We start from the raw sequence: 16,160 nt of genomic DNA, 5'->3' as shown, positions 1-16,160 counted from the left end.
GGAGGACGCCATGACCCTTTCCCGCCGCCACCTGATCGCCGCCGCAGCGGCCCTGCCTGCGATCGGCGCGGCCAAGGCGCCGGCGGCGCCCAAGGGCTTCGTCACCGTCAAGGACGGCCGGCTGAGCCTCGACGGCAAGCCCTATCGCTTCGCTGGAACCAATGTCTGGTACGCCGCCTGGCTGGGGGCGCCGGCCGGCTATGGCGACATCGGCCGTCTGCGCCGCGAGCTGGATCGCCTGAAGGCCATGGGCGTCACCAACCTGCGCATCCTGGGCGCGGGCGAGCAGTCTCCGGCCAAGGTGGCCATGGACCCGACCTTCCGGGGGCCGGGCGAGGACTATAACGCTGACCTGCTCAAGGGCCTGGACGTCACCCTGGCCGAGATGGCCAAGCGCGACATGAAGGCGGTCATCTACGTCAACAACTTCTGGGACTGGTCGGGCGGCATGCCGGCCTATCTGAACTGGGTGGGCGATGGCCCCTGGTTCCAGCAGGGCGACCCGGCCTATCCCTGGCCTCAGTATGCGGACTATTCGGCGCGGTTCTACGCCAACCAGAAGGCCAACGCCCTCTTCCGCCACTATGTGACGAGCCTGGTGAGCCGGGTCAGCACCGTCACCGGCAAGCCCTATCGCGACGATCCCACGATCATGGCCTGGCAGCTGGCCAACGAGCCGCGCCCCGCCGGCTCGGACGCCTTTGGCCAGAGCAACATGCCCGCCTACCAGGCCTGGATCCGCGACACCGCCAGCCTGATCAAGCGCCTGGACAACCAGCATCTGGTCAGCACCGGCAGCGAGGGGACCATGGGCTGCATGGGCCTGGAGTCGTGCGTCGTCGACGCCCACGCCCCGCCGGTGATCGACTACATGACCATCCACATCTGGCCCAACAACTGGGGCTGGATCAGCATGACCGACCAGCCCTCGACCTATGAGGCCGGCGAGCAGAAGTGCCGCGACTATGTCGCCCAGCACATCGCCCTGGCCAAGCGCCTGAACAAGCCGCTGACCATCGAGGAGTTCGGCCTGATCCGCGACGGCCGCCAGTTCGCGCCCGGCTCGCCGACCACCTATCGCGACCGCTTCTACAGGACGATGCTGGACCTGGCCCTGGCCGACATGAAGGCCGGGGGACCGACCGCCGGCGTCAACTTCTGGGCCTGGAACGGCGAGGGCCGCGCCCAGCAGCCGGACGCCTGGTTCAAGAAGGGCGACAAGAGCTATGTCGGCGATCCGCCCCAGGAGGAACAGGGCCTGTTCGGCGTGTTCGACGCCGACACCTCGACCCTGGCGGTGATCAAGGCGCACGCGGCGGCGGTGAAGTCTCTGGGCTAGTCCGAGGGCCAACAAAGGGATTGTCACCGGTGTCACCCGTGATACCGCTTCGGACCGCTCGTCAGAAAGCGCCGGAGGAAGCCCGATGACCGCCACCCGCCGCACGCTGATCACCGGCGCAGCCGCGCTGAGCGCCTACGCCGCCCTGCCCCGCGCGGGCGTCGCGGCCGAGGCGCGCTCGCCGGTGGTGGCGACCACCAACGGCAAGGTGCGCGGCTACGTCCAGGACGGCGTCAGCGTCTTCAAGGGCCTGCGCTACGGCGCCGACACCGGCGGGGCGCGGCGGTTCATGCCGCCGGTGCGGCCCCAGCCCTGGACCGAGGTCAAGGACGCCCTGGCCTATGGTCCGGCCTCGATGCAGACCGGCAAGGGCGAGGAGGGTGAGACCCTCTCCGAAGACTGCCTGTTCCTCAATGTCTGGACCCCGGCCAAGGCCGCGCGGAAGACCGGCCTGGCTGACGGGGCCAAGCGGCCGGTGATGTTCTACATCCACGGCGGCGCCTATAACGGCGGGTCTGGGGCCAGCCCCTGGTACGAGGGAACCAAGCTCGCCAAGCGCGGCGATGTCGTGGTGGTGACCGTCAACCACCGCCTGAACGCCTTTGGCTATCTGTATCTCGCCCGCCTGTTCAACGACGCCTCGGTGGCCGACAGCGGCAATGTCGGCCAGCTGGATCTGGTGCTGGCCCTGCAATGGGTGCGGGACAATATCGCGGCCTTCGGCGGCGATCCCGAGCGGGTCATGCTGTTTGGCCAGTCGGGCGGCGGGGCCAAGATCGCCACCCTGATGGCCATGCCCAGCGCCAAGGGCCTGTTCCACCGCGCCGCCACCATGAGCGGCCAGCAGGTGACGGTCGGCGGCCCGTTCAACGCCACCAAGCGCGCCAAAGCCTTCCTCGACAAGCTGGGGATCAAGGACCTGGCCGCCCTGCGCGCCCTGCCCGCCGCCGAGATGCTGGCGGGGCTGAAGGCGGTCGATCCGATCGCCGGCTCGGGCGGGGTCTATGTGGGTCCGGTGCTGGACCAGCGGTCGCTGACCCGTCACCCGTTCTTCCCCGACGCCGCGCCCCAGAGCCTGTCGGTCCCGATGATGGTCGGCAACACCCACGACGAGACCAAGGGCTTCATCGGCTGGGACGCCAAGAGCTTCCCCCAGACCTGGGACGAGGTGATCGCCCGCCTGCCGGGGCAGTTCAACGCCCGCATCGACATCGATCCCGAGACGGTGGTGGCCTTCTACCGCCAGACCTATCCGAATTACTCGCCGGCCGACGTGTTCTTCGCCGCGTCCACGGCGGGGCGCTCGTGGAAGGCGGCGATCATCCAGGACGAGGAGCGGGCCAGGGCCGGCGCGCCGGCTTTCGCCTATCAGGTCAACTGGCGCTCGCCGATCCAGGGCGGGATCTTCGGCGCGCCGCACACCATCGACATCGGCCTGGTGTTCGGCACGCTGGACGCCAAGGGCTCGATCGTCGGGACGGGGCCGGACTCGGTGGCGATGTCCAACACCATGAGCGACGCCTTCATCGCCTTCGCCCGCACCGGCGATCCCAATGGCGGCGCCCTGCCAAAGTGGGAGCCCTACACCCTGCCCCGCCGCCAGACGATGGTGTTCGACACCGTCTCGCGCCTAGAGGACGACCCGCGCGGCGCCGAGCGGGCGTTCTTCAACCGCGTGCCCTTCACCCAGTTCGGCACGTGATCGCGTAAGGTGACCAGGCCGGGATGAGGCGGGGGGAGAGCCCTTAGCCCGCCCCCAGCGCCACGGCGACGTGGTAGGTGATGAAGGCCGCGATATAGGCCAGGGCCACCATGTAGACGAACATCACCGTCGGCCAGACCCAGCTGTTGGTCTCGCGCTTGACCACGCCCAGGGTGGGAAGGCACTGCGGGGCGAAGACGTACCAGGCCAGGAACGAGAGGGCGCTGGCCAGCGACCACTGGTTCTTCAGCAAGGTCGACAGGGCGCCGGTCTCGCCGTCCTCGCCGCCGACCGCATAGACGGTGCCCAGCACGGCCACGGCCACTTCGCGCGCGGCCATGCCGGGGATCAGGGCCACGGTCATCTGCCAGTTGAAGCCGATCGGGGCCATCAGCGGGGCCAGGAACTGGCCCAGCTGTCCGGCGATGGAATAGTCGATGGCCGGCCCCGTCGCGCCCTCGGGCGGATAGGGGAAGGTCGACAGCACCCAGACCAGAACCATCAGCGGCATGATGATCCGGCCGGCCCGGCTGATGAAGATCCGGGCCCGGGTCCACAGGTTCATCAGGACGTTGCGCGGCTCGGGCCAGCGATAGGTCGGCAGCTCCATCATGAAGGGCTCGACCGCGCCGCGCCAGAACACGCGCCGGATCACGAATGACACCAGGAGCGCGCTGACGATGCCGCTGGCGTAGAGGCCAAACATCACCAGGCCCTGCAGCGACAGCACGCCCCAGACCGTCTGGTTGGGAATGAAGGCGCCGATGATCAGGGTGTAGACGGGAATCCGCGCCGAGCAGGTCATCAGCGGCGCGACCAGGATCGTGGTCAGGCGGTCCTGACGGTTGTCGATCACCCGCGTCGACATGATGCCGGGGATGGCGCAGGCGAAGCTGCTGAGCAGCGGGATGAACGCCCGGCCGTGCAGGCCCGCGCCCCCCATGATCTTGTCCATCAGGAAGGCCGCGCGGGACATGTAGCCGCTGTCTTCCAACAGCAGGATGAAGAAGAACAGGATCAGGATCTGCGGCAGGAACACCAGCACGCTGCCGACGCCGGCGATCAGGCCGTCGGCGATGAAGCTGGTCAAAAGCCCCTGCGGCAGACGCGTGTTGGTCAGCTCGATCAGGGCCGCAAAGCCGCCGTCGATGACATCCATCGCGGGGGTCGCCCAGGTGAACACCGCCTGGAACATCACGAACAACAGACCCAGAAGGATCGCCAGACCCGCCACCGGGTGCAGCAGCACGTCGTCGATCTTGCCGGTCATGGTGTCGGGCCGCTCGGGCGGCTTGACGCAGAGCTTGAAGATGCGCTGGGCCTCGGCGTGGGCGGCGCGGATCTCGGCGGGGCTGGGCTCGTGCCAGACATTGTCGCCGGACAGGGCGTCGCGGTCGACCAGGGCCTCAACCTTGTCGAGCAGCTCGGGCAGGCCGCGCTTGCGGGTGGCCACCGTGGTGACGATCGGCGCGCCGATCTCGGCCTGCAGGCGCTCGACATCGATGCGCAGACCCTGGCGCTGGGCGATGTCGAACATGTTGAGGGCCAGCACGAACGGGCGGCCCACCTGCTTCAGCTCCAGGGCCAGGCGTAGCACCAGCCGCAGATTGGTGGCGTCGGCCACGCAGACCAGGGCCTGGGGGGCGTCCTCGCCGGCCAGCTTGCCCAGCACCGCGTCGCGGGTCACCACCTCGTCGGGGCTGCGGGCGCGCAAGGAATAGGTGCCGGGCAGGTCCAGCACGCGGATCTGACGGCCGCTGGGCGCGGTCAGCACGCCCTCTTTGCGCTCCACCGTCACGCCCGCGTAGTTGGCCACCTTCTGGCGGCTGCCGGTCAGGGCGTTGAACAGCGCGGTCTTGCCGGAATTGGGATTGCCGACCAGGGCGATCCGGGCGGTGTCGGCGATAGGGGGCGCAGCGGCGCCGGAATCGGGGGTCAAGGTCTTACAGTCCGTCGAATTTCACGCTGATCGCGCCGGCCTCGCGGCGGCGCAGGGCCACGCGGGTGTCGTCCACCCGCACGGCGATCGGATCGCGACCGAACAGGCCCTCGTGCAGCACCTCGATCGACGCGCCTTCGACGAAGCCCATCTCCAGCAGACGGCGCTCCAGCTCCTCGGCCTCCACCGCCTCGGCCGCGCCGCTATGGCCGGTGACACGGACGATCACGCCGCGCTGGCCTGGGCCGGCGGTGGCCAGGGAGCGCACGCCCGACGCGGTCTCGGCGGGATTGAATTCAGGCGACAAAACGAACGCTTCGGACATCATGGCTCCGCTAGAGCCTTGCGCGTCAGAACGAAATCGTTTCGACACGATAACAAGGCTCTAAATCAAACACTTAGAGCGTGACGAGCGCCGAAACCGGTTCCTACCTTCGGCGTCACGCTCTAGGATTGCGAACGATTATCAGTCGAAGCGGCCGATGTCGATTCAGCGATCCCTTCGTTCCGGGTTATGCTGGCGACTTAAGGGATCTTGGGACGGAATGGCGCAGGGTCGTTAATCTATTCGACTCTTCAGGCCGGGACCGGTCTGATTGCGTGTAACGATTCGTGTGGACGGTTTATGCGTAGGCTGATGCTGGCGCTCTTGACGGGCGCTTATCTCTGTCTGGCTTTGCTTGTCTCCCTGTTCCTCTTGAGAACGGGAGCGACGCCGTCCGTGGGCGTCTCGGCGTTCATCGGCACGCTGGGCCTGTGCTTTGCGTTCCACGGCCTGATCGCCCAGGCGCTGATGGGCGCGGCCCTGCGCGTCGACATCGACACCATCCGCGAAGCCCACGCCATCCTGCTGGACCAGATCGAGAAGGTCGACGCCCGCGTCACCGACCTCGTCGACACCGTCGCCGCCGACGCCCAGCGCCGCTCCGAGGAGCTGTCGACCGAGGTGCATCAGCTGGAGGACCTGATCCAGCAGATGAACGACCGGCTGGAGCACCAGCTGACCCACCAGGTCGCCGCCGCCTCGGCCCGCACCGGCGCCCGCGATCGCGCGCCGCACGCCAGCCACATGCTGCAGGTGGTGCAGGACGCCCTGGCCGAGAACCGCGTCGACCTCTATCTGCAGCCGATCGTCAGCCTGCCCCAGCGCCGCACGGTCTTCTACGAGAGCTTCTCACGCCTGCGCGACGAGACCGGCCGCGTGATGATGCCGGCCGAGTATCTGGCGGTGGCCGAGCCCGAGGGCCTGATGACGGCCATCGACAACCTCTTGCTGTTCCGCTGCGTGCAGATCGTGCGCCGCTTGGCCAAGCAGGACCGCAAGGTGGGCATCTTCTGCAACATCTCGCTGGCCAGCCTCAGCGATGAGACGTTCTTCCCGCAGTTCCTGGAGTTCATGCAGGCCAACAAGGATCTGGCCGGCGCGGTGATCTTCGAGCTGGGCCAGGCGGCGTTCGAGCGTCGCGGCCCGGTCGAGGCCCGTCACATGGCCCGTCTGGCGAGCCTGGGCTTCAGCTTCAGCCTGGACAAGGTCAGCGACCTGGACGTCGACTTCCAGGACCTGGCCCGCGCCGACGTGAAGTTCCTGAAAGTCGGCGCCCAGATGATGCTGGACCAGCTGGAAGAGCAGGACGGCAAGCTGGTGATCGCCTCGTTGCCCGACCTGAACGCCAGCGACTTCGCCGCCCTCACCCGTCGCTACGGCATCGAGGTGATCGTCGAGAAGGTCGAGGCCGAGAAGCAGGTCGCCGAGGTGCTGGACCTCGACATCGGCTATGGCCAGGGCCACCTGTTCGGCGAGCCGCGCGCCATCCGCGACGCCGTACTGGCCGAGGCCGATCCGCCCGCCGACTTCATTCGCGCGCCGATGCGTCGCCGCGCCGTGGGCTGGTAGGACGCGACTGCTGACACGTCCGGGTAGCGGGCCGCAAGGTTCGGAATGATCCCGGACGCGGCCTGGCGCATGGTCTCCTCACGAAAGGAGACCTTCCGATGACCGCTCCGACCTATCCCGACGACGACGCCCGCTGGAACGCCCTGCGCGCCAAGGACCGCGCCGCCCAGGGCGCGTTCTATATCGGCGTGCGCACCACCGGCATCTACTGCGTGGCCAGCTGTGGCGGACGGCCGCTGCGCAAGAACGTCGACTTCCACGCCACGCGCGAGGCGGCCAGGGCGGCGGGGCTGCGCGCCTGTCTGCGCTGCAAGCCCGACCTCGACCGCGAGACCCTGCGCTGGGGCGTCGTCGAGACCAGCCTTGGCCTGGCGCTCATCGCCCGCTCGGACGCCGGGCTTCGCCTCGTGGCCCTGGGCGACGATGTCGAGAGCCTGCGCGGCGACCTCGAGACCCGCTTCAAACAAGCCCGCCTGATCCCGGACACTGCGGGCCTGGCCGCCGACCTCGCGGCGGTCGCAACCCTGGTGGACCACCCCGAGCAGCGCCCCGACCTGCCGCTCGACGCCTTGGGCACCGACCTGCAGAAGGCCGTCTGGGCGGCGCTGCGGCGGATCCCGGCCGGACGCACCGTGTCCTATGCCGACATCGCCCACGCCATCGGCCAGCCCAAGGCGTTCCGCGCGGTGGCTCAGGCCTGCGGGGCCAATCCGCTCGCGGTGATCACGCCCTGCCACCGGGTGGTGCGGTCGGACGGCGGCCTCTCCGGCTATCGCTGGGGCGTGGCGCGCAAGCGTGCGCTGCTGGCGCGCGAGGCCGCGTGACTCTCGACTGGACCCGCATCGCCGCCGAGCTGGACGCCCGCGGCTGGGCCCTGACCGGCCCGATCCTCAAGCCCGAGACCTGCGAAGGCGTCGCCGCCCTCTATCCCCGCGACGAGGGCTTTCGCAGCCGGGTGATCATGGCCCGCCACGGCTTTGGGCGCGGCGAGTACAAGTATTTCAGCTATCCGTTGCCCGACGTCGTGCAGCGGCTGCGGGAGGGTCTCTACGGCCCGCTGTCGGGGATCGCCAACCGCTGGGCGGAGCGGCTGGGCGAGGACCGCCGCTTTCCGCCGACGCTGGCGGGGATGCTGGATCGCTGCCACGACGCGGGCCAGGTGCGGCCCACGCCCCTGCTGCTGACCTACGGCCCCGGCGACTACAACTGCCTTCACCAGGACCTCTATGGCGAGCACGTCTTCCCGCTGCAGGCCGCCTTCCTGCTGGACGAGCCCGGCCGCGACTTCGAGGGCGGCGAGTTCGTGATCGTCGAACAGCGCCCCCGCCAGCAATCGGCGCCGCAGGTGGTGCCGCTGCGCCAGGGCGAAGGCGTGATCTTCGCGGTGCGGGAGCGTCCGGCGGAAGGCACGCGCGGCGTGCATCGGCGGGTGCTGCGGCACGGGGTCAGCGAGGTGCGGGCCGGAAGGCGGCGGACGTTGGGGGTGATCTTTCACGATGCGACGTGAGGGTGCGCCCCCTCCGTCACGCCGCTTCGCGTCGCGCCACCTCCCCCGCAAGCGGGGCAGGAGGGTGAAGAGTCCTCCTCACCCGTGAAACGGGGGAGGTGGATCGCCGCGCTCGCGCGGCGAGACGGAGGGGGCGCAGACCCTCACCCCATCGGCGAAACGCCAAACAGCAGCCGGTGCAGCACGAACACGAACACCAGATAGAGCACCGTCCCGCCCAGCACCCCGATCAGGTCCGAGCGCGGCTTGACCACCACCGGGGCGGGCTCCTTGCGGCGGATGGCGGAGAACAGATCCACCACCGCCCAGGCCAGGAACGCGCCGAACAGCAGCACCGAGGCCTGGTCGCCATTGGCCATCAGGTGGCCGGCCGACCACAGGATCACGCCCAGCAGCATGGGGTGGCGCACCGTCGCCTTGATCCGTCCGGCCGGCGCATTGGCCGTGGGCAGCAGGATGAAGGCCAGCCAGACCAGCAGCATGGCCGCGTGACGCCCCCAGGCGGGCGGGTCATAGAGCTGCGGCGCGGCGGGGCGATAGACGATCCAGCCCCAGATGATCAGGCCAAGCCCGGCGGCGGCGACCAGCGAATAGAGCCCGCGCCAGCGCTTGGGGTTGGCGGCGACCTGGGCGTCGCGCAGCGGCGCGGCCAGGATGCGCACCGAGTGGATCCCCAGAAACAGCACAAGACCAAGAACCAGAATCGTCATGACGCTCTCCCGTTGGCCGGCAGGATAGTCACGGAACCCGGGTCTTCGATAGCGTGGCCCTTGGGGTCTTGAATCCCGCCGCCCAGGGCTCAGCTAAGGGGCCGGGCCGCATTGACGCCCCGTTCCTAGACCGCTACCGCCGAGCCATGATGGACTTCCCCCCCGGCCTCTCCGCCCTTTCCGACCGCTATGACGTGGTGCTGAGCGACGTCTGGGGCGTGATCCACAACGGTGTCGCCAGCTTTCCCGAGGCTTGCTACGCGCTGACGAAGTGGGCCCAGACCAAGGGCCCGGTGGTGCTGATCTCCAACTCGCCGCGCCCATCGCACGACGTGGTCGCGCAGCTGGACGCACTGGGTGTGCCGCGCTCGGCCTGGCAGGGCTTCGTCACCTCGGGCGACGCCACCCGCGCCCTCTTGAAGGCCAATGCGCCGGGCAAGGTCTGGAAGATCGGCCCCGCCCGCGACGAGGTGCTCTATGAGGGCATCGACCTGGTCGCCGCCGGCTGCGAGGACGCGGACTTCATCTCGTGCACCGGCCTCTATGAGGACGAGGTCGAGGTCCCCGAGGACTACCGCGACCGCCTGAAGGTCGCCGCCGAACGGGGCCTGCTGTTCATCTGCGCCAATCCCGACCGCGTGGTGCAGCGCGGCGATCGGCTGATCTACTGCGCCGGGTCGCTGGCCGACCTCTATGAGAGCCTGGGCGGCAAGGTGGTGATGGCCGGCAAGCCCTTTGGCCAGATCTACGACCTGGCCGTGGCAGAGGCTGCGCGCCTCTTGGGCCGCCCCGTCGATCGCGCGCGGATCCTCTGCGTCGGCGACGGCGTCATCACCGACGTCAAGGGCGCCCACGACCAGAAGCTGGCCTGCCTGTTCGTGGCCAAGGGCATCCATGGCGACAAGGCCGTGGGTCCGGACGGCCAGCTGGTTCCCGACGCCGTCCACGCCCTGCTGGACGCCGAGGCCGTGGGCGCGACTCACGCGATCGGCGATCTGGTGTGGTGACCGCGTTTTGAAACGCTACACTCTGTGCAACGCACAATAAGAACCGCAGGGAAGCGCGTGATGCAGGGCAAGTTCCTGGAAGAACTGAGCGTGGGCCAATCGGCCGAGCTGGTCCGCACGGTCGGCGAGGCCGACATCGTGGCCTTCGCCGAAGTGACCGGCGACAACAATCCCGTCCATCTGGACGCCGACTACGCGGCCCAGACCAGCTTTGGCGAGCGCATCGCCCACGGCATGCTGTCGGCCGGCTATATCTCGGCGGTGCTGGGCACGACCCTGCCCGGTCCCGGCGCGATCTATCTGTCCCAGACCCTGCGCTTCAAGCGCCCGGTCAAGATCGGCGACGGCGTCACCGCCCGCGCCACCATCACTGAAATCGACGAGGCCAAGGCCCGCGTCACCTTCGCCACGGTCTGTCTGGTCAACGGCAAGCCGGTGGTCGAGGGCGAGGCTGTGGTCATGGTCCCCCGCAAGGCCGCCTGATGCCCCTGAAGACTGTTCACGCCTGGAAGGCTCTCCCCCCCGAGCAACGCGGCGCGTCCATCGCGCTGGGCAATTTCGACGGGGTGCATCGCGGCCACCAGCAAGTGGTCGCCCAGGCGGCGAAAGCCGCCATGGCCAGCAAGGCGCCGCTGGGGGTGATCAGCTTCGATCCGCATCCGCGTCGCCTGTTCCGCCCCTCCGAGCCGACCTTCAAGCTGATGACCCAGGGCCAGCAGGCCCGGGCGCTGGGGGGACTGGGCGTCGACCTCTTCTACCTGCTGCCGTTCGACTTCGAGATGGCCAGCTACGGCGACCGTGAATTCGTCGAGAAGGTGCTGGTCGAGGGGCTGGGCGTCACCCATGTGGCGGCCGGTTTCGACATCTCGTTCGGACGCGGCCGCACCGGCAGCCCTGACCTCCTGCGGACCTATGGCGAGGAGTACGGCTTCACCGTCTCGATCGCCGAGCCGGTGGCCAGCGGCGACGGCGACAAGTTCTCGTCGACGGCCGTGCGCGACGCCCTGCGGGCCGGTCAGCCCGAGCAGGCGGCGTCGATCCTGGGCCGCCCCTTCGCCATCGAGGGCGTGGTGCGGCGCGGCCAGCAGCTGGGCCGCCAGCTGGGCTTTCCCACCGCCAATGTCGAGGTCGAGGACTATGTGGTCCCCAAGCTCGGCGTCTACGCCACCCGCACCCGCCTGCCCGACGGGCGCGAGGTGTCCGGCGTGGCCAATCTGGGCAACAACCCGACCACGGGCCATGTCGAGACGCGGCTGGAGACCTGGCTGTTCGACTTCGACGAGGATCTCTACGGCCAGATCATCGAAACCCAGCTGATCGCCTTCCTGCGCCCGGAACTGAAGTTCGACAGCCTAGAGCTGATGATCGACCAGATCCGCCGCGACGAGCAGGCCGCCCGGGCGATCGTGGCGCCGGCGTTTTAGGGGGCGGGCGGGCAAAGGTCGCTCTCTCCTCCCCCATCGGGGGAGGGGGACCCGCGAACGCGGGTGGAGGGGGCCTCGAGTGGCGGGGTTCCATCCCGTGGTCGGCGGAAGAAGCGGATACTGATCTGACAGGGGTGTCGCCGGCTCGGCTGGCCCCTCCACCGCCGTTCGGCGGTCCCCCTCCCCCAGAGGGGGAGGAGAAAGACGCACAGACCCCCGCTCCCGCCGTCGGAGAAATCCTTTCCTCCCGCCGCCCCACCCGTTAACCTTGATTAACGTCTAGGTGGGGGCCGGATGCTCAAGGGCCGGAAGTATCATCATTTCGCGCGCGCCAGGCGGCCGGTCGCTCAGCGTCGGCACGAGATCCTGGCCTATCCGGACGGGGCGCAGTTCGTGTTCGACACGGGCAAGGCGGTCGAGGTCGAGGGCGGCTATTGCGCCCTGCCCGACGGCGACTTGCTGGACGCCTATTCCAACGCCGTGGTCCGCGCCGTCGAGCATGTGGGCCCCAGCGTGGTGCGCATCCATCCGATGCTGGAAGACCCGCGCATGTCGGGCGTCGGCTCGGGCTTCGCCATTGCCGAAGGCGGGCTGATCCTGACCAACAGCCACGTGGTCCAGGGCGCCAACCGCTTCATCGTCATCACCGCCGAGGGCCGCAGCCTGACCGCGCGGTGCGTGGGCGATGATCCCGATACCGACCTGGCGCTGATCAAGGTCGACCAGGCCGTCGAGATCCCCATCGCGCGGCTGGGCGACTCCAAGAAGCTGCGGCGTGGCCAGCTGGTCATCGCCATCGGCGCGCCGCTGGGCTTTGAGGCCACGGTGACCACCGGCGTGGTCTCGGCCTTGGGCCGGTCTTTACGCGCCGAGCGCGGCCGCCTGATCGAGGACCTGATCCAGACCGACGCGGCGCTCAATCCGGGCAACAGCGGCGGGCCGCTGGTCAGCTCGACCGGCGAGGTGGTCGGCATCGCCACGGCGATCATCGCCGGCTATCAGGGCCTGTGCTTTGCGGTCGCGGCCAACACCGCCAAGTTCGTGATCGGCGAGCTTCTGGCCCACGGCCATGTGCGGCGCGGCTCGATCGGCCTCGTCGCCCAGCAGGCCCCGATCCCGCCAGCGCTCGCCCGGGCCACGGGCGTGAACCAGCCCTATGCGGTCTATGTGGCCCATGTCGACGCCGGCGGCCCGGCGGCCAAGGCGGGCATCAAGGAGGGCGACCTCCTGATCGCCGCCGGTGAGATGCTGCTCACGGGCCTCGACGACCTCTTGCGCGCGCTGGACAACCACAGCATCGGCAAGTCGACGGTGTTCACCCTGATCCGCCACGCGCGGCTGATGCAGGTGACCGTGACGCCGAAGCTGCGGAAGCCGGGGGCTTAGGGCGCTTAAAATCCTCCCCCTAACGGGGGAGGTGTCGGCTCGAAGAGACGACGGAGGGGGAAGAGGCAGGCGCTCAAGCCCTTCCCCCTCCGGTCGCTTCGCGACCACCTCCCCCGCTGGGGGGAGGATCTTTGACGCACTGGCCTTGCCGTCCTGCCTCTGCTATCCCCACCGCATGAGTTCCGTTCGGAAGATTTCGCGAATTATCCGCCCGGCGTGACGCCGCCGGACGATCCTCCAGCGCGCGCCGGGTTCCTCCCGCCTTCTTCCGAAATTTCCAGAGCCGGATTCCATCCCATGGCCGACGACGCCACGACCGCCCGCGACTATCGCGAAACCGTCTTCCTTCCCGACACCCCGTTCCCGATGCGCGCGGGCCTGCCCAAGAAGGAGCCGGAAATCCTCGAGGGCTGGGCGGCCCTCTCCGACAAGGGCCTGTACGGCGCGGTGCGCGCCAAGCGTCAGGCCGCCGGCGCGCCGCTGTTCGTGTTCCACGACGGCCCGCCCTACGCCAACGGCGCGATCCACATCGGTCACGCGCTGAACAAGATCCTCAAGGACTTCGTGGTCCGCAGCCGCTTTGCGCTGGGCTATGACGTCGACTACGTGCCCGGCTGGGACTGCCACGGCCTGCCGATCGAGTGGAAGATCGAGGAGCAGTTCCGCGCCAAGGGCCGCCGCAAGGACGAGGTCCCGGCCGAGGAGTTCCGCCGCGAATGCCGCGCCTATGCTGGCGGCTGGATCGAGGCCCAGAAGACCGAGTTCCAGCGCCTGGGCGTGCTGGGCGACTGGTGGAACCGCTACGCCACCATGGACTTTACCTCGGAAGCCACGATCGTGGCCGAGTTCCACAAGTTCCTGGAGACCGGCCAGCTCTATCGCGGCTCCAAGCCGGTGATGTGGAGCCCCGTCGAGCGCACGGCCCTGGCCGACGCCGAGATCGAGTACCACGACCACGTCTCGCCGACGATCTGGGTGAAGTTCCCGGTCGTCCAGGGCTCGGACGCGGCTGTCGGCGCCAAGCTGGTGATCTGGACCACCACCCCGTGGACGATCCCGGCCAACCGCGCGGTCTCGTACAATCCCGACATCCCCTACTCGGTGTTTGAAGTCACCGCGCTGGAAGAGGGTCTGGAGTTCGAGCCCTGGGCCAAGCCGGGCGATCGCCTGATCATCGCCGACAAGCTGGTCGCCGACGTGTTCAAGGCGGCCAAGGTCGCCTCGTGGAAGACGGTTGAAGCCGTCGACTGCGAAGGCATGGTGCTGGCCCACCCGCTGGCCGACCTCGACAGCCACTATGGCTACGCTGTGCCGATGCTGGCCGGCGACCACGTGACCGACGACGCCGGCACGGGCTTTGTCCACACTGCGCCGGGCCACGGCGCCGACGACTACCAGGTCTGGCTGGCCCACGGTCACCGCGAGATCCCCGACACCGTCGATCCCGACGGCGCCTACTATCCGCACGTCGCCCTGTTCGCGGGCCTCAAGGTGCTGGAGACCGAAGGCAAGAAGGTCGGCAAGTTCGGGCCCGCCAACGGCGCGGTCATGGAAAAGCTGATCGAGGCGGGCAACCTCTTGGCGCGCGGCCGGATCGAGCACAGCTATCCGCACAGCTGGCGCTCGAAGGCCCCGGTGATCTTCCGCAACACGCCGCAGTGGTTCATCCGCATGGACCACGCGGTGGACTCTCTGGGCGGCAAGACCCTGCGCGAGGTGGCCGTGCAGGCCATCGCCGACACCGCCTTCTATCCGGACGGCGGCCGCAACCGCATCGGCGCCATGGTCGAGACGCGCCCCGACTGGCTGATCAGCCGCCAGCGCAACTGGGGCACGCCGCTGGCGATGTTCGTCGACAAGCACACCGGCCATCCGCTGAACGATCCCGAGGTCAACGCGCGCATTCTGGCGGCCATCCGCGAGGGCGGCGCCGACGCCTGGTTCACCCGCCCCGACGCCGACTTCCTGGGCGCCCACGACCCGGCCCAGTACGAGAAGATCACCGACATCCTCGATGTCTGGTTCGACTCGGGCTGCACCCACGCCTTCACGATCGAGGGCCGCGCCGACAGCGCCTGGCCGGCTGACCTTTATCTGGAAGGCTCGGATCAGCACCGCGGCTGGTTCCAGTCCAGCTTGCTCGAAGGCTGCGGCACCCGCGGCCGCGCGCCTTACAAGGCCGTCCTGACCCATGGCTTCACCATGGATGAGAACGGCGAGAAGATGTCCAAGTCCAAGGGCAACACGGTCGAGCCGCAGACGATCACCAAGGAGTCCGGCGCGGAAATCCTGCGCCTGTGGGCGGCGATGGTCGACTATTCGGAAGACCAGCGGATCGGCAAGACGATCCTGGCCACCACCACCGACGCCTATCGCAAGCTGCGCAACACCATGCGCTACCTGCTGGGCGCTCTGGCCGGCTTCGATGAGGAAGAACGGGTCACCGACTACGACCAGTTCCCGCCGCTGGAGAAGTACATCCTGCACCGCCTGTGGGAGCTGGATGGCCAGGTGCGCGCCGCCTATGAGCGCTACAGCTTCTCGGACGTGATCCGGCCGCTGATCGAGTTCTGCCAGGGCGACCTGTCGGCGCTGTATTTCGACGTCCGCCGCGACAGCCTCTATTGCGACCGCCCCGACGCCCTCAAGCGCCGGGCCTATCGCACGGTGCTGGACTATGTCTTCGATCGCCTGACCATCTGGCTGGCCCCGCTGGCCAGCTTCACGATGGAAGAGGCCTGGACCACCCGCTTCCCCGAGGCGGGCCCGGTGGCCTATCGCGTGATCCCGGAGACGCCGGCTGAGTGGCGCAACGACGCCGAGGCCCAGCGCTGGGCCAAGGTCGAGACCGTGACCTCGGTGGTCACCGGCGCCCTGGAAGTCGAGCGCCGCGAAAAGCGGATTGGTTCAGCCCTGGAGGCCGCGCCGGTGGTGCATGTCGCCGACGAGGACCTACTGGCCGCCTTCGAGGGCCTGGACCCGGCCGAGGTGTTCCGCACCAGCGCCGCGACCCTGGTCGCGGGCGACGCCGGCGCCTTCCGCACGGACGACGTCAAGGGCGTATCGGTCGATCCCAACAAGGCCGAAGGCGCCAAGTGCGCCCGCTCGTGGCGCATCCTGCCGGAGGTCGGAACCGATCCGCGCTATCCGGAGCTTAGCCTTCGCGACGCCGACGCCGTGGCCTATTGGGACGCGGGGCGCGGGGTCGCCTAAAGTTCGCGTGTCATCCCGGAAGCCTCGCAGAGGCTATCC

General features: G+C 68.8%; 14 protein-coding genes and 1 pseudogene. 12 read left to right on the top strand and 3 right to left on the bottom strand.

Annotation, left to right across the window (positions count from 1 at the left end; translation table 11 throughout):
• Nucleotides 1–10: 10 nt before the first annotated feature.
• Both CA606_RS03845 and CA606_RS03840 read left to right on the top strand, forming a co-directional pair.
• Nucleotides 11–1,339: a glycoside hydrolase 5 family protein gene (locus tag CA606_RS03845; protein WP_096052314.1), complete on the top strand. Its 1,329-nt coding sequence runs from the start codon at nucleotides 11–13 to the stop codon at nucleotides 1,337–1,339.
• A gap of 85 nt (nucleotides 1,340–1,424) precedes the next feature.
• Nucleotides 1,425–3,041, top strand: coding sequence for a carboxylesterase/lipase family protein (locus CA606_RS03840; protein ID WP_096052315.1), 1,617 nt, complete (start codon nucleotides 1,425–1,427; stop codon nucleotides 3,039–3,041).
• Between the two features lie 43 nt (nucleotides 3,042–3,084).
• Here the strand turns inward: CA606_RS03840 and feoB are convergent, their stop codons facing one another.
• Complete coding sequence (feoB, locus tag CA606_RS03835; RefSeq protein WP_096052316.1) at nucleotides 3,085–4,980, bottom strand: ferrous iron transport protein B; 1,896 nt, start codon at nucleotides 4,978–4,980, stop codon at nucleotides 3,085–3,087.
• 4 nt (nucleotides 4,981–4,984) lie between these two features.
• A complete protein-coding gene (locus tag CA606_RS03830) occupies nucleotides 4,985–5,305 on the bottom strand; it encodes a FeoA family protein (RefSeq protein ID WP_181242774.1) in 321 nt (106 codons plus the stop codon).
• A 300-nt stretch (nucleotides 5,306–5,605) separates the two neighbouring features.
• On the opposite strand from CA606_RS03830, the gene CA606_RS03825 reads away from it, so the two are divergent.
• From CA606_RS03825 to CA606_RS03815, 3 genes are all read left to right on the top strand, one after another.
• Nucleotides 5,606–6,874 carry an EAL domain-containing protein gene (locus CA606_RS03825; RefSeq protein WP_181242773.1) on the top strand — a complete coding sequence of 423 codons (1,269 nt, stop codon included), beginning with the start codon at nucleotides 5,606–5,608 and terminating at the stop codon, nucleotides 6,872–6,874.
• 98 nt (nucleotides 6,875–6,972) lie between these two features.
• Nucleotides 6,973–7,698 (top strand): methylated-DNA--[protein]-cysteine S-methyltransferase, encoded by a 726-nt coding sequence (locus CA606_RS03820; protein ID WP_096052319.1) that lies wholly within the window; start codon nucleotides 6,973–6,975, stop codon nucleotides 7,696–7,698.
• Complete coding sequence (locus CA606_RS03815; protein WP_096052320.1) at nucleotides 7,695–8,381, top strand: 2OG-Fe(II) oxygenase; 687 nt, start codon at nucleotides 7,695–7,697, stop codon at nucleotides 8,379–8,381. The genes CA606_RS03820 and CA606_RS03815 overlap by 4 nt, the downstream gene beginning before the upstream one ends.
• Before the next feature lie 143 nt (nucleotides 8,382–8,524).
• Here CA606_RS03815 and CA606_RS03810 read toward each other — a convergent pair whose 3' ends face one another.
• Entirely contained in the window at nucleotides 8,525–9,091 is a 567-nt protein-coding gene (locus CA606_RS03810) for an NnrU family protein (RefSeq protein ID WP_096052321.1), read from the bottom strand.
• Between the two features lie 146 nt (nucleotides 9,092–9,237).
• On the opposite strand from CA606_RS03810, the gene CA606_RS03805 reads away from it, so the two are divergent.
• From CA606_RS03805 to ileS, 7 genes and pseudogenes are all read left to right on the top strand, one after another.
• The gene (locus CA606_RS03805) at nucleotides 9,238–10,098 is read left to right on the top strand and encodes a TIGR01459 family HAD-type hydrolase (protein WP_181242772.1); all 861 of its coding nucleotides are present in this window, start codon (nucleotides 9,238–9,240) and stop codon (nucleotides 10,096–10,098) included.
• A gap of 57 nt (nucleotides 10,099–10,155) precedes the next feature.
• Nucleotides 10,156–10,581, top strand: coding sequence for a MaoC family dehydratase (locus tag CA606_RS03800; RefSeq protein ID WP_181242771.1), 426 nt, complete (start codon nucleotides 10,156–10,158; stop codon nucleotides 10,579–10,581).
• A complete protein-coding gene (locus CA606_RS03795; RefSeq protein WP_181242770.1) occupies nucleotides 10,581–11,522 on the top strand; it encodes a bifunctional riboflavin kinase/FAD synthetase in 942 nt (313 codons plus the stop codon). The genes CA606_RS03800 and CA606_RS03795 overlap by 1 nt, the downstream gene beginning before the upstream one ends.
• 147 nt (nucleotides 11,523–11,669) lie before the next feature.
• Nucleotides 11,670–11,735 (top strand): annotated as a pseudogene (locus CA606_RS20530) (hypothetical protein); the annotation flags it as partial.
• 81 nt (nucleotides 11,736–11,816) lie between these two features.
• Nucleotides 11,817–12,908, top strand: a complete 1,092-nt coding sequence (locus CA606_RS03790; protein WP_096052325.1) for a S1C family serine protease — start codon at nucleotides 11,817–11,819, stop codon at nucleotides 12,906–12,908.
• A 175-nt stretch (nucleotides 12,909–13,083) separates the two neighbouring features.
• Nucleotides 13,084–13,128 carry a hypothetical protein gene (locus tag CA606_RS03785; RefSeq protein ID WP_181242883.1) on the top strand — a complete coding sequence of 15 codons (45 nt, stop codon included), beginning with the start codon at nucleotides 13,084–13,086 and terminating at the stop codon, nucleotides 13,126–13,128.
• Between the two features lie 77 nt (nucleotides 13,129–13,205).
• The gene (ileS, locus tag CA606_RS03780; RefSeq protein ID WP_096052326.1) at nucleotides 13,206–16,121 is read left to right on the top strand and encodes an isoleucine--tRNA ligase; all 2,916 of its coding nucleotides are present in this window, start codon (nucleotides 13,206–13,208) and stop codon (nucleotides 16,119–16,121) included.
• The last annotated feature ends 39 nt before the right edge of the window (nucleotides 16,122–16,160 follow it).

It is taken from the genome of Caulobacter vibrioides, from assembly GCF_002310375.3.
GTDB lineage: Bacteria > Pseudomonadota > Alphaproteobacteria > Caulobacterales > Caulobacteraceae > Caulobacter > Caulobacter vibrioides_D.
The sequence above is the reverse complement of the archived record's forward strand: the minus strand, read 5'-3'. Positions and strand labels throughout refer to the sequence as shown.